Origin of the sequence: Paenibacillus sp. P36 (assembly GCF_045866505.1) — a bacterium.
Taxonomy (GTDB): domain Bacteria; phylum Bacillota; class Bacilli; order Paenibacillales; family NBRC-103111; genus Paenibacillus_E; species Paenibacillus_E chondroitinus.
Genome location: NZ_AP038372.1, coordinates 8,340,163 through 8,363,382, shown reverse-complemented (window position 1 = coordinate 8,363,382; position 23,220 = coordinate 8,340,163). Strand labels below are relative to the sequence as shown.

27 protein-coding genes and 1 other annotated feature are annotated in these 23,220 nt (G+C 44.6%); all 27 genes read left to right on the top strand.

The genetic code is table 11. The features are described from left to right. Positions 1 to 5: 5 nt before the first annotated feature. The 27 genes from ACKTT9_RS36715 (at position 6) to rpmC (ending at position 23,194) form a co-directional block, all read left to right on the top strand. A complete protein-coding gene (locus ACKTT9_RS36715) occupies positions 6 to 518 on the top strand; it encodes an NYN domain-containing protein (protein WP_407869839.1) in 513 nt (170 codons plus the stop codon). Between the two features lie 118 nt (positions 519 to 636). After that, positions 637 to 1,281, top strand: a complete 645-nt coding sequence (sigH, locus tag ACKTT9_RS36710) for an RNA polymerase sporulation sigma factor SigH (protein WP_028557511.1) — start codon at positions 637 to 639, stop codon at positions 1,279 to 1,281. Between the two features lie 232 nt (positions 1,282 to 1,513). Then, on the top strand, positions 1,514 to 1,663 hold the full coding sequence (gene rpmG, locus ACKTT9_RS36705; RefSeq protein ID WP_079418041.1) for a 50S ribosomal protein L33: 150 nt from the start codon (positions 1,514 to 1,516) through the stop codon (positions 1,661 to 1,663). Positions 1,664 to 1,682: 19 nt separating this feature from the next. Next, positions 1,683 to 1,895, top strand: a complete 213-nt coding sequence (gene secE, locus ACKTT9_RS36700; protein ID WP_127457552.1) for a preprotein translocase subunit SecE — start codon at positions 1,683 to 1,685, stop codon at positions 1,893 to 1,895. Between the two features lie 24 nt (positions 1,896 to 1,919). Further along, positions 1,920 to 2,453 (top strand): transcription termination/antitermination protein NusG, encoded by a 534-nt coding sequence (gene nusG / locus ACKTT9_RS36695; protein WP_126144113.1) that lies wholly within the window; start codon positions 1,920 to 1,922, stop codon positions 2,451 to 2,453. 89 nt (positions 2,454 to 2,542) lie between these two features. Continuing rightward, positions 2,543 to 2,968 carry a 50S ribosomal protein L11 gene (rplK, locus tag ACKTT9_RS36690; protein WP_029196472.1) on the top strand — a complete coding sequence of 142 codons (426 nt, stop codon included), beginning with the start codon at positions 2,543 to 2,545 and terminating at the stop codon, positions 2,966 to 2,968. A gap of 115 nt (positions 2,969 to 3,083) precedes the next feature. Next, entirely contained in the window at positions 3,084 to 3,776 is a 693-nt protein-coding gene (gene rplA, locus ACKTT9_RS36685) for a 50S ribosomal protein L1 (RefSeq protein ID WP_127457551.1), read from the top strand. A gap of 54 nt (positions 3,777 to 3,830) precedes the next feature. Further along, positions 3,831 to 3,984: a sequence feature (ribosomal protein L10 leader region), on the top strand. Positions 3,985 to 4,049: 65 nt separating this feature from the next. Then, entirely contained in the window at positions 4,050 to 4,556 is a 507-nt protein-coding gene (gene rplJ, locus ACKTT9_RS36680; protein ID WP_145669473.1) for a 50S ribosomal protein L10, read from the top strand. A 63-nt stretch (positions 4,557 to 4,619) separates the two neighbouring features. Further along, positions 4,620 to 4,985, top strand: a complete 366-nt coding sequence (gene rplL, locus ACKTT9_RS36675) for a 50S ribosomal protein L7/L12 (RefSeq protein ID WP_127457549.1) — start codon at positions 4,620 to 4,622, stop codon at positions 4,983 to 4,985. 134 nt (positions 4,986 to 5,119) lie between these two features. After that, positions 5,120 to 5,716, top strand: a complete 597-nt coding sequence (locus ACKTT9_RS36670; RefSeq protein WP_407869838.1) for a class I SAM-dependent methyltransferase — start codon at positions 5,120 to 5,122, stop codon at positions 5,714 to 5,716. Positions 5,717 to 6,096: 380 nt separating this feature from the next. Continuing rightward, a complete protein-coding gene (gene rpoB / locus ACKTT9_RS36665) occupies positions 6,097 to 9,636 on the top strand; it encodes a DNA-directed RNA polymerase subunit beta (protein ID WP_407869837.1) in 3,540 nt (1,179 codons plus the stop codon). A 69-nt stretch (positions 9,637 to 9,705) separates the two neighbouring features. Further along, positions 9,706 to 13,326: a DNA-directed RNA polymerase subunit beta' gene (rpoC, locus tag ACKTT9_RS36660; RefSeq protein WP_407869836.1), complete on the top strand. Its 3,621-nt coding sequence runs from the start codon at positions 9,706 to 9,708 to the stop codon at positions 13,324 to 13,326. Positions 13,327 to 13,500: 174 nt separating this feature from the next. Continuing rightward, the gene (locus tag ACKTT9_RS36655) at positions 13,501 to 13,752 is read left to right on the top strand and encodes a ribosomal L7Ae/L30e/S12e/Gadd45 family protein (RefSeq protein ID WP_145669483.1); all 252 of its coding nucleotides are present in this window, start codon (positions 13,501 to 13,503) and stop codon (positions 13,750 to 13,752) included. A 162-nt stretch (positions 13,753 to 13,914) separates the two neighbouring features. Beyond that, positions 13,915 to 14,334, top strand: a complete 420-nt coding sequence (rpsL, locus tag ACKTT9_RS36650; protein ID WP_028557500.1) for a 30S ribosomal protein S12 — start codon at positions 13,915 to 13,917, stop codon at positions 14,332 to 14,334. A gap of 44 nt (positions 14,335 to 14,378) precedes the next feature. After that, entirely contained in the window at positions 14,379 to 14,849 is a 471-nt protein-coding gene (gene rpsG, locus ACKTT9_RS36645; protein ID WP_127457544.1) for a 30S ribosomal protein S7, read from the top strand. Positions 14,850 to 14,888: 39 nt separating this feature from the next. After that, complete coding sequence (fusA, locus tag ACKTT9_RS36640; RefSeq protein WP_315955992.1) at positions 14,889 to 16,964, top strand: elongation factor G; 2,076 nt, start codon at positions 14,889 to 14,891, stop codon at positions 16,962 to 16,964. A gap of 39 nt (positions 16,965 to 17,003) precedes the next feature. Then, positions 17,004 to 18,194 carry an elongation factor Tu gene (gene tuf, locus ACKTT9_RS36635; RefSeq protein WP_145669490.1) on the top strand — a complete coding sequence of 397 codons (1,191 nt, stop codon included), beginning with the start codon at positions 17,004 to 17,006 and terminating at the stop codon, positions 18,192 to 18,194. Positions 18,195 to 18,433: 239 nt separating this feature from the next. Next, complete coding sequence (gene rpsJ / locus ACKTT9_RS36630; protein WP_028557496.1) at positions 18,434 to 18,742, top strand: 30S ribosomal protein S10; 309 nt, start codon at positions 18,434 to 18,436, stop codon at positions 18,740 to 18,742. A gap of 45 nt (positions 18,743 to 18,787) precedes the next feature. Then, complete coding sequence (gene rplC / locus ACKTT9_RS36625) at positions 18,788 to 19,411, top strand: 50S ribosomal protein L3 (protein WP_029196463.1); 624 nt, start codon at positions 18,788 to 18,790, stop codon at positions 19,409 to 19,411. Between the two features lie 16 nt (positions 19,412 to 19,427). After that, positions 19,428 to 20,054, top strand: coding sequence for a 50S ribosomal protein L4 (rplD, locus tag ACKTT9_RS36620; protein WP_127457541.1), 627 nt, complete (start codon positions 19,428 to 19,430; stop codon positions 20,052 to 20,054). Next, positions 20,051 to 20,341: a 50S ribosomal protein L23 gene (gene rplW, locus ACKTT9_RS36615; protein ID WP_127457540.1), complete on the top strand. Its 291-nt coding sequence runs from the start codon at positions 20,051 to 20,053 to the stop codon at positions 20,339 to 20,341. Before rplD ends, rplW begins: the two co-directional genes overlap by 4 nt. A gap of 30 nt (positions 20,342 to 20,371) precedes the next feature. Continuing rightward, entirely contained in the window at positions 20,372 to 21,202 is an 831-nt protein-coding gene (rplB, locus tag ACKTT9_RS36610; protein WP_315955991.1) for a 50S ribosomal protein L2, read from the top strand. A 48-nt stretch (positions 21,203 to 21,250) separates the two neighbouring features. Then, the gene (gene rpsS / locus ACKTT9_RS36605; RefSeq protein ID WP_029196461.1) at positions 21,251 to 21,529 is read left to right on the top strand and encodes a 30S ribosomal protein S19; all 279 of its coding nucleotides are present in this window, start codon (positions 21,251 to 21,253) and stop codon (positions 21,527 to 21,529) included. A gap of 31 nt (positions 21,530 to 21,560) precedes the next feature. Continuing rightward, entirely contained in the window at positions 21,561 to 21,893 is a 333-nt protein-coding gene (rplV, locus tag ACKTT9_RS36600; protein WP_028557490.1) for a 50S ribosomal protein L22, read from the top strand. Positions 21,894 to 21,906: 13 nt separating this feature from the next. Then, on the top strand, positions 21,907 to 22,569 hold the full coding sequence (gene rpsC, locus ACKTT9_RS36595; RefSeq protein WP_167067701.1) for a 30S ribosomal protein S3: 663 nt from the start codon (positions 21,907 to 21,909) through the stop codon (positions 22,567 to 22,569). Between the two features lie 3 nt (positions 22,570 to 22,572). After that, positions 22,573 to 23,007 (top strand): 50S ribosomal protein L16, encoded by a 435-nt coding sequence (rplP, locus tag ACKTT9_RS36590; protein ID WP_157326751.1) that lies wholly within the window; start codon positions 22,573 to 22,575, stop codon positions 23,005 to 23,007. Continuing rightward, positions 22,997 to 23,194, top strand: a complete 198-nt coding sequence (gene rpmC, locus ACKTT9_RS36585) for a 50S ribosomal protein L29 (protein WP_028557487.1) — start codon at positions 22,997 to 22,999, stop codon at positions 23,192 to 23,194. Before rplP ends, rpmC begins: the two co-directional genes overlap by 11 nt. The last annotated feature ends 26 nt before the right edge of the window (positions 23,195 to 23,220 follow it).

Genomic DNA, 23,220 nt, shown 5'->3' with positions numbered 1-23,220 from the left:
AGCAGATGGAAGAGTTTCTAATCGTAGACGGCTACAATATCATAGGGGCATGGCCTGAACTGAATAAGCTGAAGGAATCCGACTTGGAAGGGGCACGCGATAAGTTAATTCATATGCTGGCTGAATACCAATCGTACTCAGGTATGAAGGTATACCTGGTTTTTGATGCTTACATGGTACCTGGACTTGGGAAGAAGTATGTACAGAGCAAGTTGAACGTCCTCTACACCAAAGAGAAGGAAACCGCGGATGAACGGATCGAACGATTGGTTACGAATCTGATGGGAAGACGTAAGCAAATCTATGTGGCCACCTCCGATATGATTGAGCAGCATGTTATTTTCGGTAAAGGAGCTCTTCGATTGCCAGCTGGTGAACTTCTCGTCAAAATCAAACAGAATCGCAAAGAAGTTCGAGATCGCATTCAACCGGAGACGACAGCGAAACGCAATCCGTTTGAAGGCAAATTGAGCAACGAGTTAAAGGCGCAGTTCGAACGCTGGCGAAGAGGGGAGTAATCCTCCAAATGCTAGAAATGGTGGGGGTCCCCGTTGACGGTGTGAGATTTCATCATGTATACTTAACCTAAACTTTTAATGTGAATCTGGGTAGTCCTGCAGGCCGGAGGGATTGTTGGTGAGTGTCGACCTCAAAGAACTGAGAATGTATGATTATGACCTCAAGCCAGATGAAGACATTGTCGAAGCAGTCCGTGAAGGCAGTAGCGAAGCGTTGGAATATCTTATCAACAAATATAAGAATTTCGTGCGTGCCAAAGCACGTTCTTATTTTTTGATAGGTGCAGACCGAGAAGATATTGTGCAGGAAGGAATGATAGGTTTATATAAATCTATCCGCGACTTCCGAGGAGACAAGCTTGCTTCTTTTAAAGCCTTTGCTGAACTGTGCATTACCCGACAGATCATCACGGCGATTAAGACAGCAACACGTCAGAAGCACATTCCTCTTAATTCCTACGTGTCACTGGACAAGCCTATCTATGATGAAGATTCTGATCGTACGCTGCTTGACGTCATCAGCGGTTCCAGGGTCACAGATCCTGAGGAGCTTGTGATTAATCAAGAAGAATTTACGGGACTTGAAGATAAAATGGGAGAGATATTGAGTGACTTGGAGCGCAGGGTTCTTATGCTCTATCTCGATGGGAGATCCTACCAAGAAATTGCGGTAGACCTTGATCGTCATGTCAAGTCGATTGACAATGCTCTTCAACGTGTGAAACGCAAGCTTGAACGCTATTTGGAAGTTAGAGATTTGTAGAATGTGCCCGCGCTGCCTTGCTTGGTCTTGGCTGCGCGGGCCTTTTATTTGTACGAGGTTTATTATCATACCGGAGCGTCTATACTGATATTACTCTTGCAATTGTGAGACTTCTGCCTTGACACTCTGTAACTGGTTGTGATAAAGTATTTCAGGTAGCCCTAAAAGTCGCTTTCTTTTTGACGCGCTTCGAAGGGCTTTAATTAGAACGTGTCTGTAGGAGGTGTACATCATGCGGGTCATCATCACATTAGCGTGCACAAATTGCAAACAAAGAAACTATGCATCCACTAAAAATAAGCGCAACAATCCCGACCGTATTGAGTTGAAGAAATATTGCAAATTTTGCAATGAACATACTGCTCATCGCGAGACTAGGTAGTTCTTTGGAGGTGTAGTTTGTGGGGTTCTTGGCTAGAATGAGACAAAGCTTCGGATCCACTTTTTCCTTCTTCACCGACAGTTGGACAGAACTCAAAAAGGTCAAGTGGCCAAGTCGCAAAGAGATGATTACCTATACGCTTGTTGTGTTGGGTACTGTAGCTTTTGTTGCTATTTATTTTTTTGTGCTGGATCTTGGAATTTCTGAGTTGCTGCGCCTTGTTTTTAAATAAACAGGACTATAGGTGAATTTATTCATGGAAAAAAGATGGTACGTCGTACATACCTATTCAGGGTATGAGAACAAAGTGAAAGCCAACCTGGAGAAACGTGTTGAATCCATGGAAATGACGGACAAGATCTTCCGTGTGCTTGTGCCTATGGAAGAGGAACTGGTGAATAAAGACGGCAAGAAAAAAGTCGTCATGCGTAAAGTTTATCCAGGGTATGTTCTCGTAGAAATGATTCAGACGGACGATTCTTGGTACGTAGTTCGTAATACGCCAGGAGTTACCGGATTCGTAGGCTCTACGGGATCCGGCTCTAAACCGACTGCATTATTACCTGAGGAAGTTGAATCTATTTTGAAGCATATGGGAATGGAAGAGCCGAAGGCGAAGATCGACTTCGAACTCAAAGAGACCGTACGCGTCAAGGTGGGACCTTTCGCAAACTTTGTCGGATCTGTTGAGGAAATTGTGGCTGACAAGGGTAAACTTAAGGTGCATGTCAACATGTTTGGTAGGGAAACCCCGCTTGAGCTCGATTTCGACCAAGTGGAAAAGCTATAACACAAGACAACCAAGGGTTTCTACCAGGTCTATTCCTCGGGATAGACCTTCGTTAGTGGGATCTATATTATAAACAGGAGGTGTCTATCATGGCAAAAAAGGTTATTAAAATCGTGAAGCTTCAAGTTCAAGCTGCGAAAGCAAATCCAGCACCACCGATCGGTCCAGCATTGGGTCAAGCAGGTGTGAACATCATGGCTTTCTGTAAAGAGTTTAACGCTCGTACTGCTGATCAAGTAGGCCTTATCATTCCGGTTGAAATCACAGTATTCGAGGATCGTTCCTTTACATTCATCACTAAAACGCCTCCGGCTGCAGTTCTTCTTCGCGTCGTTGCTGGTATCGAAAAAGGATCCGGTGAACCAAACAAAAAGAAAGTTGCAACTGTGAAACGTGCAAAAGTTCGTGAAATCGCAGAACAAAAAATGCCTGACCTGAATGCTGCATCCGTTGAGGCTGCAATGCGTATGGTTGAAGGTACAGCTCGCAGCATGGGAATCACTATCGAAGATTAATTCCGCAAGGAATGCGGCTGTGTAAACCGCGGTTTACGTAGAAGTTTTCTTGGAAAACTTCGAGGTCGCTCGGTGGGAGGATTATCCGCTAATACCACTAAGGAGGATATACATTATGCCTAAACACGGTAAGAAATACCGCGAAGTATCTCAGCTTGTTAATGCTGAAACTTTGTACGATCCGTCAGAAGCAATCGAGCTTGTTAAGAAAACAGCTCCTGCTAAATTTGATGAAACTGTAGATGTTGCAGTTCGTCTGGGTGTAGACCCAAGAAAACAAGATCAGGCTGTTCGTGGTGTTGTAGTACTTCCACACGGTACTGGTAAAACGAAACGTGTACTTGTATTTGCTAAAGGCGAGAAAGCGAAAGAAGCTGAAGCAGCTGGTGCAGATTTTGTTGGTGATGCTGACATGATCAACAAAATTCAACAAGGTTGGTTCGAGTTCGACGTTTGCGTAGCTACTCCAGACATGATGAGCGAAGTTGGTAAACTGGGTCGTATCCTCGGGGGTAAAGGTTTAATGCCAAACCCTAAAGCAGGAACAGTTACTTTCGACGTTACGAAAGCTGTTCAGGAGATCAAAGCTGGTAAAATCGAGTACCGTCTTGACAAAGCAGGACAAATCCATGCTCCACTTGGTAAAGTATCTTTCGATGCAGACAAGTTGAACGAAAACTTCAAAGCATTGGTTGATGCGCTTGTAAGAGCGAAACCAGCAGCTGCTAAAGGTGTTTACCTGAAAAACATTGCTGTATCCTCCACAATGGGACCAAGTGTTCGAGTAAACGTAAGCTCCTTCAGATAAGTAATAGCTTCCAGTTGACTTCGGTTGCTGGGCGTGATACTCTATCAAAGGTCATAAAAATGAATATGCAAACCGTAGACAGTAGGTGCCATGTGCTTAATTTCCTACCGAGGTGTTATGATATATATAGCGATTTCTTTGTACATCAGGGAAAAAGTGAACACATCATGCCTTCGTAGCGTCTACGAAGGCATTTCTTATTGTTATAAGGAATGCTGATGCTCCTACTGTTTGTGATATTGAAACATAAATGCATAAGAAGTGAGGTGTACTATGGCAAACGCGAAAATTCTTGCAGCAAAAGAACAGGCAGTAGCTGAAGTAACTGAAAAGTTCAAAGCTAGTGCTTCTACAATCATCGCTGACTACCGCGGTTTGAACGTAGCTCAAGTAACACAACTACGTAAAACTTTGCGCGAAGCTGGTATTGAATTCGTAGTTCTCAAGAACTCGTTGGCTAGACGCGCATCGGCAAATGCTGAACTAGGATTGGATGAGTACCTAACAGGTCCAACCGCTATTGCTTTCAGCAAAGACGATCTAGTTGCTCCGGCGAAAATTTTGACTGAATTTGCGAAAAAGAATGATCAATTGAGCGTAAAAGGTGGCGTGGTCGAAGGCCGCGTAGTTGGATACGATCAAATTAAAGCACTTGCTGAACTTCCATCCAGAGATGGTTTGCTCTCCATGTTGCTTAGCGTTCTTCAAGCTCCAGTTCGTAACTTTGCACTTGCTGTTAAAGCAGTTGCTGAGAAAAAAGAAGCTGAAGGTCAAGCTTAATTTCAGTGTACGAATCGATTTAAAACAACAAACTAATTTATTAATGATAATGGAGGTTTAACCATGAGCACAAATGCAACGATCCTAGAAGCAATCAAAGGCATGACAATCTTGGAATTGAACGACCTGGTTAAAGCAATTGAAGAAGAGTTTGGCGTAACAGCAGCAGCTCCAGTAGCAGCTGGCGGTGGCGCAGCAGTAGCAGTTGAAGAAGCTCAAACTGAGTTTGATGTTATCTTGACTAGCGCTGGTGCTTCCAAAATCAACGTAATTAAAGTAGTTCGCGAAATCACAGGTCTTGGCCTGAAAGAAGCGAAAGACCTAGTTGACGGCGCTCCAAAACCAGTAAAAGAAAAAGTTAGCTCCGAAGAAGCAGAAGCTGTTAAAGCTAAGCTTACAGAAGCTGGCGCATCTGTAGAAGTTAAGTAATTTCTTTTCAGGAAACCTCTTGAAGCTTGCCTTCAAGAGGTTTTTTTACCTAAGCTTTTACCCTTAGGAAAGCCTTAGGAACGCTCACAGTTATATGATTTTCCTATTGGTAAAAATGAGGAGGGAATCTTAACGTGTCAGAGCATTATTATACGCAGCGTCCTACAGTTAAGCATGATGTCAATGTAGCGCAAGAGGAACTGCGTGGCAGAAAGTACACATTCCTGACGGATGCTGGCGTTTTTTCGAAAAAAGGTGTGGATTATGGAAGTAAGCACTTAATTGAAACGATGCAGTTGAAAGAGGATGCGAAAGTGCTTGATGTCGGTTGTGGTTATGGTCCGATTGGTTTATCGGCAGCGGTGATGTGTCCGAAGGGGCATGTGACAATGGTCGACATTAATGAACGGGCTATTGAGCTAAGTACTGAAAATGCGCGGCGCAACGGGATTGCTAATGTGTCGATCCTACAGAGTGATCTTCTGGAGCAGGTGAAAGAACAGCGTTTTGACGTCGTGCTCACCAATCCTCCGATTCGTGCCGGCAAGGAAGTTGTGCATCGCATTTTTACAGATGCCTATGATTGTTTGGTTGACGGTGGATCGATTTGGGTTGTCATTCAGAAAAAACAAGGCGCGCCTTCTGCTATGAAGAAACTTGAGTCTATCTACAGCGAAGTTGCCGAAGTATCCAAGGACAAAGGGTACAAAATACTCAAGGCCACAAAGTAAGGCTCCAGTATTTTGTAAGTGGAAGTCTTATCTGACAATCGTGGAAATTAGTTTGACTTGATATTTCATATGTGGTATTATTAAAAAATGTCAGTATTAAGATGGGACACATGTCTTTAGTTAACAAAAAATGTCAAGTCTTTTTTTCCTCCAGGATGAATAAAATTTGAACTTGTAACGTATAATGTTTGAATTTTAGGAAATTCTAACAGGATGGGAAGAAATATTTGGAAAGTCTTATTGATTACAGGGAAAAATCTTCATCCATACAGTCGCTTAATTCGGACGGGCTCCAATAACGGAGGCGTCCTGAGTGTACGTCGGTCGAAGTTTTTCTTCTTCTTTTTATTTATTGAGTAGAGTTGAGGGGTGAATGAAAGTTGGCGGGACATCTTGTTCAATTTGGACGACGTAAACGCAGGACTTATGCACGAATTAATGAGGTGCTGGGCATTCCAAACCTGATTGAAATCCAGCAAAAATCGTATGAGTGGTTTTTGGAAGAGGGATTACGTGAGATGTTTCAGGATATCTCTCCGATTCAAGATTTCACAGGTAACCTAGTACTGGAGTTTATTGACTATAGCTTAGGCGATCCTAAGTATTCGGTTGATGAATCCAAAGAACGCGACGTAACCTATGCGGCGCCGTTAAGAGTCAAAGTCCGTTTGATTAATAAGGAAACCGGCGAGGTCAAGGAACAGGAAGTGTTCATGGGGGATTTCCCTATTATGACCGATACGGGAACGTTCATTATTAACGGTGCGGAGCGTGTAATCGTCTCCCAGCTCGTTCGTTCCCCCAGTGTTTATTATAGCACGAAAGTGGATAAAAACGGCAAAAAAACTTACACGGCAACGGTTATTCCGAACCGTGGGGCTTGGTTGGAGCTTGAGACGGATGCGAAGGACATTATCTATGTTCGTATCGATCGCACGCGCAAAATTCCAGTTACGGTATTGCTTCGTTCTTTAGGATTTGGCACAGATGCAGAGATTTTGGATTTGCTTGGTGACAATGAATATATCCGTAATACGCTCGATAAAGATAACACGGATTCTACGGAAAAAGCGTTAATCGAAATCTATGAGCGTCTTCGTCCGGGTGAGCCGCCTACGCTTGATAATGCAAGAAGCTTGATCGTTGCTCGTTTCTTTGATCCGAAGCGTTATGATTTGGCTAACGTAGGTCGTTACAAAATCAACAAGAAATTACACATCAAAAATAGATTGTTCAATCAACGTCTGGCTGAAACTTTGGTAGATTCCGAAACAGGAGAAATCATCGCCGAAGCAGGACAATTGCTGGATCGTCGTGTATTAGACGAAATCCTTCCTTTTATCGAAAAAGGAGCAGGCTACAAAGAGTTCTCCATTCCAAAAGGTGTAACTGGCGCGGATACAATCCCTGTTCAGTGCATTAATGTGTATTCACCTACAGAAGAAGGCAAGGTTGTTAAAGTAATCTCTAACGGGGTTATCGACAAACAAGTTAAAAACATCACGCCTGCCGATATCATTTCATCCATTAACTATTTCATCAACTTGCTGCATGGCATCGGGAATACGGATGATATTGACCACTTAGGTAACCGTAGACTTCGTTCCGTTGGTGAATTGCTGCAGAACCAATTCCGTATCGGTTTATCCCGTATGGAACGTGTTGTTCGCGAACGTATGTCCATTCAAGACGCGAATGTTATTACGCCACAAGCATTGATCAACATTCGACCAGTTATTGCGTCGATCAAAGAGTTCTTTGGTAGTTCTCAACTTTCTCAATTTATGGACCAAACGAACCCGCTTGCTGAGCTGACGCACAAAAGACGTCTATCTGCACTCGGACCGGGCGGTTTGACGAGAGAGCGCGCAGGGATGGAAGTTCGTGACGTGCATCACTCTCACTATGGCCGTATGTGTCCAATTGAGACTCCAGAGGGACCGAACATTGGTTTGATCAACTCCCTGTCTACTTTTGCCCGTATTAATGAGTATGGCTTCATTGAAGCTCCTTACCGTTGGGTAGATCCTAAGACGGGAACTATTACTGACCAAATCGCCTACCTGACTGCGGATGAAGAAGATAATTATGTTATCGCGCAAGCAAACGCTGAATTGACAGAAGACAACAAATTCGTAGATTCAGCGATTATCGTACGTTACAAAGATGATAACTTAACGCTGCCGGTTGAACGTGTCGACTATATGGACGTTTCTCCGAAGCAAGTTGTATCCGTTGCGACTGCGTTAATTCCGTTCCTTGAAAACGATGACTCCAACCGTGCGTTGATGGGTTCCAACATGCAGCGTCAAGCGGTACCGCTTTTGATTCCAAAAGCACCTCTTGTTGGTACAGGTATGGAGCATAAAGTCGCTAAGGACTCGGGAGTATGTATTGTCTCCAAATTTGATGGAATTATTGAGAAAGCTGCTGCAAATGAAATTTGGCTGCGCCGCCAGGAAATGGTAGACGGCAAATTGGTCAGCGGCAACATCGTCAAATATAAGCTTCACAAATTCATGCGTTCTAACCAAGGTACGTGCATTAATCAACGCCCGATCGTGAAGAAGGGTCAATTGATTAAAGCTGGAGATATTCTTGCTGATGGACCATCGACTGAGCAAGGCGAATTGGCTTTGGGTCGTAACGTTGTCGTTGCCTTCATGACTTGGGAAGGTTATAACTACGAGGATGCGATCTTGTTAAGCCAAAAACTTGTGAAAGAAGATGTTTACACATCCATTCACATTGAGGAATATGAGTCAGAAGCACGTGACACGAAGCTTGGACCTGAAGAGATTACTCGCGATATCCCGAACGTTGGGGAAGATGCACTCAAGAATCTTGACGAGCGCGGAATTATCCGTGTCGGTGCCGAGATCGGCGCAGGCGATATCCTGGTTGGTAAAGTAACACCTAAGGGTGTGACTGAACTTACTGCGGAAGAAAGATTGCTGCATGCGATCTTCGGAGAGAAAGCTCGTGAAGTTCGTGATACATCCCTTCGCGTACCGCATGGTACAGATGGTATCGTTGTTGATGTGAAAGTATTTACTCGTGAGAACGGCGATGAGCTGCCTCCAGGCGTGAACCAACTCGTACGTGTCTACATTGCGCAAAAACGGAAGATTTCCGAAGGCGACAAAATGGCGGGACGTCATGGTAACAAAGGGGTAGTAGCACGTATTCTCCCTGAAGAAGATATGCCTTTCCTTCCGGATGGTACGCCGGTTGAAGTTGTACTGAATCCACTAGGGGTTCCTTCTCGGATGAACATCGGTCAAGTGCTTGAAGTTCACTTGGGTATGGCTTCCAAGTACCTTGGTATCCACGCAGCTACGCCTGTATTCGACGGAGCGCGTGAGTACGACGTATTTGATGCAATGGAAGAAGCCGGCATGCAACGTAGCGGTAAAACGATTCTGTACGATGGTCGTACAGGGGAGTCTTTTGAACGCGAAGTTACGGTTGGCGTCATGTACATGATCAAATTGGCACACATGGTTGATGATAAAATCCATGCCCGTTCCACAGGACCTTACTCCCTTGTTACTCAGCAGCCGCTGGGTGGTAAAGCACAGTTTGGTGGACAACGTTTCGGGGAGATGGAGGTATGGGCGCTTGAAGCATACGGTGCTGCCTATACGCTGCAAGAAATTCTTACTGTGAAGTCCGATGACGTCGTAGGCCGTGTGAAAACATACGAGTCCATTGTCAAAGGTGAGAATGTTCCAGAACCGGGCGTTCCGGAATCATTCAAAGTTTTGATCAAAGAGCTTCAAAGCTTGGGTATGGATGTCAAAATCCTTTCCGGCGACGAAGAAGAGATCGAAATGCGAGAAGCCGATGATGACGATGAAGTCACTAGCGATAAATTAAACCTAAATTTAGAGGGCTCTGAATTAGGAGTCAACGAATAAAGAACGCCACAATAGATCGAGATCGATTCACTGCATAGTGGGTTTAAATTCTTAAAGGAGGGTTGCTCCTTGATGGACGTTAACAACTTCGAGTTTATGAAAATCGGTTTGGCATCACCCGATAAAATTCGCTCTTGGTCCCGTGGGGAAGTAAAGAAGCCGGAAACCATTAACTACAGAACTTTAAAGCCTGAGAAAGAAGGTCTTTTCTGTGAAAAGATCTTCGGGCCAACCAAAGATTGGGAATGTCACTGCGGTAAATACAAACGCGTCCGCTACAAGGGCGTCGTTTGTGACCGTTGTGGTGTTGAAGTAACCCGCCAAAAAGTGCGCCGCGAGCGTATGGGACACATCGAGCTTGCTGCTCCTGTATCCCATATCTGGTACTTCAAAGGTATCCCAAGCCGCATGGGTCTTGCGTTGGATATGTCTCCAAGATCTTTGGAGGAAATCATCTACTTCGCTTCCTACGTGGTAACTGATCCAGGGGATACACCTTTGGAGAAAAAGCAGTTACTTTCCGAAAAAGAGTACCGCAGCTACCGTGAGAAGTATGGCTACGCGTTCCAAGCTGGTATGGGTGCTGAAGCCGTTAAAAAGCTTCTGATCGATATCGACATCGAACGTGAAGTAGATACACTCAAAGAAGAATTGAAAACAGCGCAAGGCCAACGCCGTAATCGTGCGATCAAGCGCTTGGAAGTTATGGAAGCTTTCCGTAACTCGAAGAACCTTCCAGGTTGGATGATTCTAGATGTACTTCCTGTCATCCCGCCGGAGCTTCGTCCGATGGTACAGCTTGACGGAGGACGCTTCGCGACTTCCGACTTGAATGATCTCTATCGCCGAGTTATCAACCGTAACAACCGTCTCAAAAGATTGCTTGACCTAGGGGCACCGGACATCATCGTTCAAAATGAGAAGCGGATGCTGCAAGAAGCAGTAGATGCTCTTATCGACAACGGTCGTCGCGGCCGTCCGGTAACAGGTCCTGGTAACCGTCCATTGAAATCCCTCAGCCACATGCTGAAAGGTAAACAAGGACGTTTCCGTCAAAACTTGCTCGGTAAACGTGTTGACTACTCCGGTCGTTCCGTTATCGTAGTAGGTCCTAACCTGAAGATGTACCAATGTGGTCTTCCGAAGGAAATGGCGCTTGAATTGTTCAAGCCTTTCGTAATGAAAGAGCTTGTGAATAAAGGTTTGGCCCATAACATTAAGAGTGCGAAACGTAAAGTTGAGCGCGTAAGTCCGGATGTTTGGGATGTTCTAGAAGAAGTCATTAAGGAGCACCCGGTTCTTCTGAACCGTGCCCCCACGTTGCATAGACTCGGGATTCAGGCGTTCGAGCCGATTCTCGTTGAAGGTCGTGCCATCAAGCTGCATCCGCTCGTATGTACAGCGTATAACGCTGACTTCGACGGTGACCAAATGGCGGTTCACGTACCATTATCATCTGAAGCTCAAGCTGAAGCTCGTCTGCTGATGCTGGCATCAGGTAACATTTTGAACCCGAAAGACGGTAAACCGGTTGTTACGCCTTCACAGGATATGGTCCTTGGAAGCTTCTATTTAACAACGGATAACAAATTTGCTAAAGGTGCTGGTTCTATCATTAGAACAGTACACGAAGCGATTTCGTCCTACCAATCGGGTAAAATGGCGTTACATGCACGTGTTGCAATTCCGGCTAAAGCGTTGAACAAAGTTAGCTTTACTGAAAAACAACAAAATGCAATGTTGATTACAACTATCGGTAAAATCATTATGAACGAAATCTATCCAAGTGATTTCCCGTTCATAAATGAGCCTACCAAAACGAACTTGCTGAATGGTATTCCGGATTCTCACTTTGTGTTTGATAAAGGTGCTGATCTAAGAGCCATCATGCTTGAGCGTCCTGAGAATAAAGCGGTTGGTAAGGAATACCTTGGCTCCATCATTGCTGAGTGCTTCCGTAAATACCACACGACGCAAACATCGATGATCCTTGATAAAATTAAAGAGCTTGGATTCACGTATTCCACTAAAGCGGGTATTACCGTAGCTGTCTCTGACGTTGTTGTTCCGACTGAAAAAGAAGGAATTCTTAAAGATTGTGAAGAGAAAGTACGCGTAGTAACGAACCAATACCGCCGCGGTTTGATTACGGATGAAGAGCGTTATGACCGTGTTATCGCGATCTGGAGTAAAGCGAAGGATGAAATCACAGATATTCTGATGAAATCCCTTGATAAATATAACTCCATCTCGATGATGGTTGAGTCCAAAGCACGGGGTAACAAATCTCAGATTACACAGCTTGGCGGTATGCGTGGTTTGATGGCGAATCCATCCGGTAAAATTATGGAGTTGCCGATTAAATCGAACTTCCGTGAAGGTCTGACAATCCTGGAGTACTTTATCTCGACGCACGGTGCGCGTAAAGGTCTTGCCGATACAGCGCTTCGTACAGCTGACTCCGGTTACTTGACTCGTCGTCTCGTAGACGTAGCACAGGACGTTATCGTTCGTGAGGACGATTGCGGTACGGATAAAGGTTTCATGGTTAGCAAAATCCAAGACGGTAAAGAGGTTATTGAGGATCTCTACGACCGTATTGAAGGTCGCTATGCATTTGAAACGGTTCGTAATCCACAAACAGGTGAAGTTATCGTTCAACGCAACGAATTGATCGAGTCTGAAATTGCGGATGCGATTATCGATGCTGGCATTGAAAGACTTCAAATTCGTTCCGTTCTTAGCTGCCGTACGAACCACGGCGTTTGTAAGAAATGTTATGGTCGCAACTTGGCGACTGGCCAATTCGTTGAGATCGGTGAGGCTGTAGGTATTATTGCCGCTCAATCCATCGGTGAGCCAGGAACACAGTTGACAATGCGTACGTTCCATACCGGTGGTGTTGCCGGAGACGATATTACGCAAGGTTTGCCGCGTATTCAAGAGCTTTTCGAAGCTCGGAATCCGAAAGGTCAAGCGATCATTTCCGAGATCGACGGTGTCGTCAAAGAAATCCGTGAAGCCAAAGATCGTCGTGAAATTGAAGTCCAAGGTGAAGCGGAATCCAAGGTATATGCAGTTCCTTACGGTTCCCGCGTACGTGTATCCCTGAACCAACAAGTGGAAGCCGGAGACGAGCTGACAGACGGATCTATCGATCCGAAAGAAATGCTTCGCATCAAAGGTATCCGCGGCGTGCAGAACTACATTCTGCAAGAGGTTCAACGTGTTTACCGTAACCAAGGGGTAGAAATTAACGATAAGCATATTGAAGTTATGGTTCGTCAAATGTTGCGGAAAATCCGCATCGTTGATGCTGGAGACACAACTCTGCTTCCAGGTTCCTTCGTAGACATCCATGAATATGAAGCAGCCAACAAAGTAGCTTTGTTCGCCGGCAATGAGCCAGCCGTTGCAAGACCTATCTTGCTCGGTATCACTAAAGCGTCTCTTGAAACTGATTCCTTCTTGTCTGCGGCGTCCTTCCAAGAAACAACTCGTGTCTTGACGGATGCAGCTATCAAAGGTAAAGTCGACCAATTGCTTGGTCTGAAAGAGAACGTTATTATCGGTAAACTCATTCCTGCGGGAACGGGTATGCCTCGTTACCGGAACATCCGTATTACGGATCCTAACGAAGTGCTCGTGCAAGATGAGGATCTCGAAAAAGAAACAGTAGCCGTTGAATAACGACTATTCATCTGAGAGGGATGGCCACATGTGCTGTCCCTCTTGGTTTTTCTTGGGAATCTATGATTATGTCAAAAGATAAGAAGTTCTTCCTTGACACTGGAACACCAAAATGCTAATATATCGTAGTGTGCCTAAGTTGATATTCTTTCCTTTCTCTGGAGGGGGTGCCTTATGTCTTATGATAAAGTCAAACAGGCGAAGAATATAAGTGTAGGGACGAAGAAAGTCACTAAGACGGTCGAGCAAGACAGGGCTGTTGAAGTTTTTGTTTCTAAAGATGCAGATCCGCGATTGACGATAAAGCTGGTAGCTCTCTGTAATCAAAAGGGTGTGCCAATAACCTACGTAGATTCTATGAAGATGCTAGGTAAAGCATGTGGAATTGAAGTTGGAGCTGCGGTAGCAGCTGTTGTAAATGAATAAACGCTCAAGACGTTTTTGTTAGTGGGATGGCGTACATAAGTTTTCGTGACTTTTTGCTGCTGCCCTTGGCAAAGACTTTCTCTTTGCTCATTTATGACTCGCCTGGATCTGTGGGCTTGCAAGAAGTTTATCATGTTATGAATGTAGGGAGGAGGTGGCGATATGCCAACAATTAACCAACTAGTACGTAAAGGTCGTCAAGCGAAGGTGGATAAGTCTAAATCACCAGCTTTGCAAAAAGGTTTTAACGCTTTGAAAAGAGAAGCAACGGATTTGAGTGCACCTCAAAAACGTGGTGTCTGCACGCGTGTAGGTACTATGACTCCTAAGAAGCCTAACTCCGCACTTCGTAAATATGCTCGTGTTCGTTTAACGAACCGTGTAGAGGTGACAGCATACATTCCAGGTATCGGTCACAACCTGCAAGAGCACAGCGTTGTATTGATCCGTGGAGGTAGAATTAAAGATCTTCCAGGGGTACGTTATCACATCGTTCGTGGCGCGCTGGATACTTCCGGTGTTAACAACCGTAAGCAATCCCGTTCCAAATACGGTACTAAACGTCCGAAAGTAAAAAAATAAGAAATAATAATCAGGGATGATTCTTATAAGAAAGGGGGATAACTATGCCTCGTAAAGGTCCAGTTACTCGCAGAGACGTATTGCCAGATCCGATTTATAATAGCAAACTTGTTACTCGTCTTATCAATCGTATTATGATCGATGGAAAAAGAGGGGTAGCACAGTCCATTCTATATAACGCTTTTAACCTCGTGAAAGATCGTACAGGTAAAGAGCCGATGGAAGTGTTCGAAGCTGCTATCAAAAACATCATGCCAGTTCTTGAAGTTAAAGCTCGCCGCGTAGGTGGAGCGAACTATCAAGTGCCGATCGAAGTTAAACCAGAGCGTCGTACGACACTTGGTTTGCGTTGGTTGGTCAACTATTCCCGTCTTCGCGGTGAGAAGACGATGGAAGAAAGATTGGCTTATGAAATTATCGATGCTAGCAATAGCACAGGTTCTTCCGTTAAGAAACGTGAAGATACACACAAGATGGCTGAAGCTAACAAAGCGTTCGCTCACTATCGTTGGTAGAATAATAAAACAGATTATAGAAAGGAGACATAACGACCTATGGCTAGAGAGTTCTCCTTAAAAAACACACGTAATATCGGGATCATGGCTCATATTGATGCTGGTAAGACAACTACTACAGAGCGCATTCTGTACTACACTGGTAAAGTTCACAAAATCGGAGAGGTGCACGAAGGTGCTGCTACGATGGACTGGATGGAGCAAGAACAAGAGCGCGGAATCACGATTACTTCCGCCGCTACAACTGCGCAATGGGAAGGTCACCGCATCAATATTATCGATACCCCGGGGCACGTTGACTTTACCGTTGAGGTAGAGCGTTCCCTTCGTGTGTTGGATGGAGCAGTTGGTGTATTTAGTGCGAAAGAGGGCGTTGAGCCTCAATCGGAAACAGTTTGGAGACAAGCTGATAAATACAACGTTCCTCGTATTGCTTACGTAAACAAAATGGATATCATCGGTGCAGACTTCCTGCAAGTAGTTGATTCCATGCGTCAAAAACTTGGTGCAAATGCTGTTGCTATTCAACTTCCAATCGGTGCTGAGAGTGATTTCAAAGGTATCATTGATTTGGTTGAAGAAGTGGCGTATATGTACAAAGACGATCTTGGCAAGGATATCGAGAAAGTTGAAATTCCTGCTGAGTTCAAAGATCAAGTTGCAGAACTTCGTTTGGAACTAATCGAGAAAGTTGCTGAGCTTGATGAAGAGCTTACAATGAAATATCTCGAAGGTGAAGAACTGACTATCGACGAGATCAAAGCAGCTCTACGTAAAGGTGTCTGCGAAGTGAAAATCTTCCCAGTTATCGTAGGGTCTTCTTACAGAAACAAGGGTGTTCAATTGATGTTGGATGCAGTTATTAACTACCTGCCATCCCCACTTGATGTACCTGACATTAAAGGTGTACTTGACGATGGTACTGAAGTGACTCGTAAGTCTGCTGACGATCAACCGTTCTCAGCGCTTGCATTCAAAATCATGACAGATCCTTTCGTTGGTCGTCTTACATTCTTCCGTGTATACTCTGGTACCTTGAACTCCGGTTCCTATGTCGTTAACGCGACTAAAGGCAAACGTGAGCGTGTTGGCCGTATCCTGCAAATGCATGCGAACAGCCGTCAAGAGATCAGCATTGTATACGCTGGTGACATCGCCGCGGCCGTTGGATTGAAAGATACAACGACTGGTGATACACTATGTGATGAGAAAAATCCAGTTATTCTTGAGAAAATGGTCTTCCCTGAACCGGTTATCCAGCTTGCTGTTGAACCGAAGACGAAAGCCGACCAAGATAAAATGGGTATCGCATTGCAAAAGCTTGCTGAAGAAGATCCGACTTTCCGTGCTTCCACAGACGAAGAAACAGGACAAACGATCATCGCAGGTATGGGTGAGCTTCACCTTGAGATCCTCGTTGACCGTATGCTTCGCGAGTTCAAAGTAGAAACCAACGTAGGTAAACCACAAGTTGCTTATCGTGAAACATTCCGCGCTGCGGCTAAAGTTGAAGGTAAATTCGTTCGTCAATCCGGTGGTCGTGGTCAATACGGACATTGTTGGGTTGAGTTCGAACCTCAAGAAGCGGGTGCAGGTTTCATTTTCGAAAGCAAAGTAGTGGGCGGATCTATTCCAAGAGAATACATCGCACCTATTCAAGCTGGTATCGAAGAGTCCATGAAAAACGGTGTAATCGCAGGATTCCCGCTTGTGGACATCAAAGCTACAGTTGTTGATGGATCTTACCATGATGTTGACTCCAATGAAATGGCGTTCAAAATCGCGGGTTCCATGGCACTTAAAGCTGCGAAAGAAAAATGTAAACCGGTTCTTCTTGAACCAATCATGAAGGTTGAAGTTACTGTGCCAGAAGAGTACATGGGCGATGTTATGGGTGACCTTAACTCCCGTCGTGGACGTATTGAAGGTATGGATAACCGTCATGGCGCTCAAATCATCCGTGCTAAGGTACCTCTTTCCGAAATGTTTGGATATTCCACAACACTTCGTTCGAGAACACAAGGCCGTGGTGTTTACTCCATGGAACTTTCACATTATGAAGAAGTACCTAAGTCCATTGCAGAAGAAATCATTGCAAAAGGCAAAGGCGCTTAATATAAAACTAATAGTTACTCTAAGGAGGAATCGTTTAAAATGGCAAAGGCTAAATTTGAACGTAATAAACCGCATGTTAACATCGGTACTATCGGTCACGTTGACCATGGTAAAACAACTTTGACAGCTGCTATCACAACTGTATTGTCCAAAAGATACGGTGGAGCTGCAGTAGCTTTCGACCAAATCGATAAAGCACCAGAAGAGCGCGAGCGCGGTATCACAATCTCCACAGCTCACGTTGAGTACGAAACTCCTAACCGTCACTACGCACACGTTGACTGCCCAGGACATGCTGACTATGTTAAAAACATGATCACTGGTGCTGCTCAAATGGACGGAGCGATCTTGGTTGTATCCGCAGCTGACGGCCCTATGCCGCAAACTCGTGAGCACATCCTTCTTTCCCGTCAAGTAGGCGTACCTTACATCGTAGTATTCCTTAACAAATGTGACATGGTTGAAGACGAAGAGTTGCTTGAATTGGTTGAGATGGAAGTTCGCGACCTTCTTAACGAATACGAGTTCCCAGGCGATGATACTCCAATCATCCGTGGAGCTGCTCGTGAAGCTCTTCAAAACCCAGATGGCGCATGGGCTGATAAAATTGTTGAGTTGTTTGAACAAGTTGACACTTATATCCCAACTCCAGAGCGTCAAACTGACAAACCGTTCCTTATGCCTGTTGAGGATGTATTCTCCATCACTGGTCGTGGAACAGTTGCTACTGGCCGTGTTGAGCGTGGAACTGTTAAAGTTCAAGAAGAAGTTGAAATCGTTGGTATCGCTGAAGAAACTCGCAAATGCGTAGTAACAGGCGTAGAGATGTTCCGCAAATTGCTTGACTCCGCTCAAGCTGGTGACAACATCGGTGCCCTTCTTCGTGGTGTTGACCGTAAAGATATCGAGCGTGGACAAGTACTTGCGAAACCAGGTTCTGTTAAACCACACACGAACTTCACAGCTCAAATCTACGTACTAACTAAAGAAGAGGGTGGCCGTCACAAGCCTTTCTTCACTGGTTACCGTCCACAGTTCTACTTCCGTACAACTGACGTAACAGGTATCATCAACCTTCCAGAAGGTACTGAAATGGTTATGCCAGGTGATAACATCACAGTTACAGTTGAACTGATCAACCCAATCGCTATCGAAGAAGGAACTCGTTTCGCGATTCGTGAAGGCGGACGTACTGTTGGTGCGGGCGCGGTTGCTACAATTCAAAAGTAATTCCTTTTTATAGAAGAAACACTCATCGTTTAGGCGATGAGTGTTTTTTTATGCGAATGCCTAAAGTTTTGCTTGCATTTCCTTTTTGAATTTTATATAATATAAAACGTTGGTCTGTGACGTTGCGATGATGCGAAAGGTTGCCGACACACCCGGACCCTTTGCCATGGGAAAGGTTGTTGGAGAATTTTCGCGGAGTATGTCCGATACTAAATTGGGCGATAGAAGGAGGGACTTATATGGCAAAGCAAAAAATTCGTATCCGTTTGAAAGCTTATGATCACAGAATCATTGATCAATCAGCTGAGAAAATCGTGGAAACTGCCAAGCGTTCCGGTGCAGGTGTATCCGGTCCGATTCCGCTTCCGACAGAGAAGCAAATCATCACGATTCTTCGTGCGGTACACAAGTACAAGGATTCGCGTGAGCAATTCGAAATGCGTACGCATAAGCGTCTAATCGATATTGTGAATCCAACACCACAAACAGTTGATGCTCTAATGCGTTTGGACTTACCGTCTGGCGTAGACATCGAGATCAAACTGTAAAACAACTATAGAATGAACGTTTAGGAAGGAAAAGAGGTGTCAACGATGAAAGGTATCTTAGGAAAAAAACTAGGGATGACTCAGTTGTTTACTCCGGAGGGTAATGTAGTTCCGGTAACTGTCATTCAAGCGGGACCATGTGTGGTTCTTCAAAAGAAAGATGTGGATAACGACGGATATGAGTCAATCCAAATCGGTTTTGATGATGTGAAAGCTAGCCGTATCATTAAACCAGAGCTTGGCCATGCGAAAAAAGCAGGGGCAACGCCTAAGCGCTACGTTAAAGAAATTCGCGGCATTCAATTGGGTGACTATGAAGTTGGCCAAGAATTGAAAGCAGATCTGTTCACAGAGGGCGAATTCGTTGATGTAACGGGTACTTCCAAAGGTAAAGGTTTCCAAGGTAATATCAAAAGACATAACCAGTCAACAGGCCCTATGGCTCACGGCTCCCGTTACCACCGCGGACCAGGTTCGATGGGTTCCATTCAAGCGAACCGCGTTCCAAAAGGTAAAAAGTTGCCAGGACACATGGGTAACGAGACTGTAACTTTACAAAATCTTCAAATCATTAAAGTAGATGCTGAGCGTAATGTATTGCTAGTTAAAGGTTCCATTCCGGGTCCTAAAAACAGCTACGTTAGCGTGAAGTCTGCTGTTAAAAAGTAAGAAAGGAGGAAGACAGATGCCAAAAGTAGCTTTATATAATGTAACAGGTGCTCAGGTAGGAGAAGTTGAACTGTCTGACGTTGTTTTCGGAATTGAGCCTCACGTTCATGCGATTCACGAAGCTGTTCTTTTGCAACAAGCAGCTGTGCGTCAAGGAACTCACAAAACAAAAGGTCGTTCGGAAGTTCGCGGCGGTGGTCGTAAACCTTGGAAACAAAAAGGAACAGGCCGTGCTCGTCAAGGTAGTATCCGCGCTCCACAGTGGAAAGGCGGCGGTACCGTATTCGGACCAACTCCTCGTAGCTATGGTTTCAAATTGCCAAGAAAAGTTCGTCGCTTAGCGATCAAATCCGCTTTGTCCTCGAAAGTTCTTGATAACAACTTGATCGTATTGGATCAACTTCAATTGAATGCTCCCAAAACGAAAGAATTTGTAGCAATCTTGAACAACCTGAAAGTTGATCGCAAAGTATTGGTTGTAGGCGTAGATAACGACTCCAACGTAGCTTTGTCTGCTCGTAACATCCCAGGTGTGAAATTCGTTGCTGCTAATGGCGTAAATGTTCGTGATGTCATGTTGTATGACAAATTGATCATTACGCAAGAAGCTGTACAGAAAGTTGAGGAGGTGCTTGCACAATGAAAAATCCACGCGACATTATCAAGCGCCCGATCATCACTGAGCGTACAAGCGACCTAATGGCTAATAAAAAGTATGTTTTCGAAGTGGATCTTCGCGCTAACAAAACAGAAATCAAACAAGCCATCGAAGCAATCTTCAAAGTGAAGGTTACAAATGTAAACACACTTAGAATGCCAGCTAAGCCAAAACGTTATGGTCGTCACTCTGGTTACACTTCCATCTGGAAGAAAGCTATCGTGTCCCTAAGCGCAGAAAGCAAAGAATTGGAATTCTTTGAATCGGTATAAACCATTTCTTAAAGTAAGGAGGAAATCAGAGTGCCAATTAAAAAATATAAACCAACCTCACCAGCTCGTCGTGCGATGTCGGTTTCTACTTTTGAAGAAATCACAACATCAACACCGGAGAAATCATTGCTTGCTCCTTTGTTCAAGCATGCTGGTCGTAATAACCAAGGTAAAATTACAGTTCGTCACCATGGCGGCGGACACAAACGTAAATACCGTATTATCGATTTCAAACGTACTAAAGATGGAATACCAGGACGCGTTGCTACAATTGAGTACGATCCTAACCGTTCCGCAAACATCGCATTGATCCATTATGCTGATGGTGAGAAAAGATACATCATCGCTCCTAAAGGTCTTAAAGTGGACGATCGCATCGTATCCGGACCACAATCCGACATCAAAATCGGTAACGCTCTTCCTTTGGAAAACATTCCAGTAGGTACAGTTATCCACAACATCGAGTTGAAGCCTGGTAAAGGTGCACAACTAGTGCGCGCTGCTGGTACGGAAGCTCAACTTCTTGGTAAAGAAGAAACTTATGTAACAATTCGCCTATCCTCTGGTGAAGTTCGTAAAGTTCTTAAAGTTTGCCGCGCAACTGTAGGTTCTGTTGGTAACGAAGATCACGAACTCGTGAAAATCGGTAAAGCAGGACGTAATCGTTGGAAAGGCAATCGTCCTCAAGTTCGTGGGGTTGTAATGAACCCGAATGATCACCCACACGGTGGTGGTGAAGGACGCGCACCAATCGGACGTAAATCACCTATGTCTCCATGGGGTAAACCGACGCTTGGTTTCAAAACTCGTAAAAAAGGTAAAGCATCCGATAAATACATTGTACGTCGTCGTACGAAGTAATCTAGGATATATGAATTTTCTTGAGGTTCAAGGAAGGGAGGAACACCCATGGGTCGCAGCTTAAAGAAAGGTCCATTTATCGATGGATACTTACTGAAAAAAGTAGAAGACTTGAACACATCCAGCAAAAAGTTGGTTATCAAAACGTGGTCCCGTCGTTCTACGATTTACCCGCAATTCGTTGGTCACACTTTCGGAGTGTACGATGGAAGAAAACACGTGCCTGTATACGTAACAGAAGATATGGTTGGACATAAGCTTGGTGAATTTGCTCCAACACGTACTTACAAAGGTCACGATGACGATAAGAAAACCGGTAAACGTTAATTTTAATTTTTAACCGAGAGGAGGTACTACCATGCAAGCTAAAGCAATATTGAACCACGCTCGGATTGCTCCTCGTAAAGCAAAGCTAGTTGTTGACTTGATTCGGGGAAAAGCGGTAGGTGAAGCGATCGCGATTCTGCGTCATACGCCTAAAGCAGCTTCTCCAATCCTGGAGAAACTTCTAAACTCCGCAATTGCCAATGCAGAGCATAACTACTCATTAGATCCTAATAAGCTAGTGGTTTCTGAGACGTTTGTTAACCAAGGACCAACAATGAAAAGGTTCCAACAACGTGCAATGGGCCGCGCTAGCGCGATCAAAAAACGTACCAGCCACATTACAATCGTGGTATCTGAGAAATAAGGAGGGATAACGTGTGGGTCAGAAAGTCAACCCGGTAGGCCTAAGAATTGGTATTATTCGTGATTGGGAGTCCAAATGGTTTGCAGAGAAAGATTTCGGAACTCTGTTGCTTGAAGACGTCAAAATCCGCGAATACTTAAAAAATAAACTTAAAGATTCTGCAGTTTCCCACATCGACATCGAGCGCGCGGCTAACCGTGTGAACGTAACGATTCATACTGCAAAACCAGGAATGGTTATTGGTAAAGGCGGAGCTGAAGTTGAAGTTATTCGCAACTACATCGCTGGCTTGTCCAATAAAAAAGTTCACATCAACATTTCTGAAATCAAAAGCCCTGACCTTGATGCTATCCTAGTAGCTGAAGCAGTTGCACTTCAATTGGAGCGTCGTGTTTCTTTCCGTCGTGCAATGAAACAAGCTATGCAAAGAACAATGAGATCCGGAGCAAAAGGTATCAAAGTAGCAACTAGCGGACGTCTTGGCGGCGCTGAGATCGCTCGTACGGAAGGATATAGCGAAGGAACTGTTCCACTTCATACGCTTCGTGCTGATATCGACTACGGTACTGCAGAAGCGCACACTACTTACGGACGTATTGGTGTAAAAGTATGGATCTATCGTGGAGAAGTGCTTCCGACAGCTAAGAAAAAGGCTCAGCCGGAAGGAGGAAATTAAATCATGTTAGTACCTAAACGTGTAAAACACCGTAAAGAACACCGCGGTAGCATGAAAGGTCGCGCTAAAGGCGGAACGGAAGTAGCTTTTGGCGAATATGGTCTGCAAGCAGTTGAACCGGCTTGGGTAACCAACCGTCAAATCGAAGCAGCTCGTATTGCCATGACACGTTATATCAAACGTGGCGGTAAAGTTTGGATTAAAATTTTCCCAGCTAAACCAGTTACACAAAAACCGCTTGAAGTTCGTATGGGTAGCGGTAAAGGTAACGTGGAGAAATGGGTTTCCGTAGTAAAACCGGGCAAAATTTTGTTTGAACTTGCTGGTGTTAGTGAAGAGGTCGCTCGCGAAGCGATGCGTCTTGCTGCTCACAAGCTTCCAATCAAAACGAAGTTCGTGAAAAGAGAAGAAGTAGGCGGTGAAGCAAATGAAGGGTAGTGAATTCCGGAACTTAACCACTGCTGAAATCGAGCAAAAAGTTAATGGTTTTAAAGAAGAACTCTTTAACCTCCGTTTTCAACTAGCTACTGGTCAATTGGACAATCCGACTCAAATTCGTGATTTGCGTAAAGAGATCGCTCGTGCCAAGACTATTTTGCGTGAAAGAGAATTGGGTATTGGGTAACCAAATCTAGAAGGGAGGCTTCCTTA

Coding starts and splice junctions, on each gene's coding strand:
- rplV (WP_028557490.1), top strand. CDS start 21,561: ATGCAAGCTAAAGCAATATTGAACCACGCTCGGATTGCTCCTCGTAAA.
- rplA (WP_127457551.1), top strand. CDS start 3,084: ATGCCTAAACACGGTAAGAAATACCGCGAAGTATCTCAGCTTGTTAAT.
- rplK (WP_029196472.1), top strand. CDS start 2,543: ATGGCAAAAAAGGTTATTAAAATCGTGAAGCTTCAAGTTCAAGCTGCG.
- rpsJ (WP_028557496.1), top strand. CDS start 18,434: ATGGCAAAGCAAAAAATTCGTATCCGTTTGAAAGCTTATGATCACAGA.
- rplD (WP_127457541.1), top strand. CDS start 19,428: ATGCCAAAAGTAGCTTTATATAATGTAACAGGTGCTCAGGTAGGAGAA.
- ACKTT9_RS36655 (WP_145669483.1), top strand. CDS start 13,501: ATGTCTTATGATAAAGTCAAACAGGCGAAGAATATAAGTGTAGGGACG.
- rplJ (WP_145669473.1), top strand. CDS start 4,050: ATGGCAAACGCGAAAATTCTTGCAGCAAAAGAACAGGCAGTAGCTGAA.
- rpmG (WP_079418041.1), top strand. CDS start 1,514: ATGCGGGTCATCATCACATTAGCGTGCACAAATTGCAAACAAAGAAAC.
- rplW (WP_127457540.1), top strand. CDS start 20,051: ATGAAAAATCCACGCGACATTATCAAGCGCCCGATCATCACTGAGCGT.
- ACKTT9_RS36715 (WP_407869839.1), top strand. CDS start 6: ATGGAAGAGTTTCTAATCGTAGACGGCTACAATATCATAGGGGCATGG.
- rplL (WP_127457549.1), top strand. CDS start 4,620: ATGAGCACAAATGCAACGATCCTAGAAGCAATCAAAGGCATGACAATC.
- rpmC (WP_028557487.1), top strand. CDS start 22,997: ATGAAGGGTAGTGAATTCCGGAACTTAACCACTGCTGAAATCGAGCAA.
- tuf (WP_145669490.1), top strand. CDS start 17,004: ATGGCAAAGGCTAAATTTGAACGTAATAAACCGCATGTTAACATCGGT.
- rplC (WP_029196463.1), top strand. CDS start 18,788: ATGAAAGGTATCTTAGGAAAAAAACTAGGGATGACTCAGTTGTTTACT.
- fusA (WP_315955992.1), top strand. CDS start 14,889: ATGGCTAGAGAGTTCTCCTTAAAAAACACACGTAATATCGGGATCATG.
- rpsL (WP_028557500.1), top strand. CDS start 13,915: ATGCCAACAATTAACCAACTAGTACGTAAAGGTCGTCAAGCGAAGGTG.
- rpsG (WP_127457544.1), top strand. CDS start 14,379: ATGCCTCGTAAAGGTCCAGTTACTCGCAGAGACGTATTGCCAGATCCG.
- nusG (WP_126144113.1), top strand. CDS start 1,920: ATGGAAAAAAGATGGTACGTCGTACATACCTATTCAGGGTATGAGAAC.
- rpsS (WP_029196461.1), top strand. CDS start 21,251: ATGGGTCGCAGCTTAAAGAAAGGTCCATTTATCGATGGATACTTACTG.
- rplP (WP_157326751.1), top strand. CDS start 22,573: ATGTTAGTACCTAAACGTGTAAAACACCGTAAAGAACACCGCGGTAGC.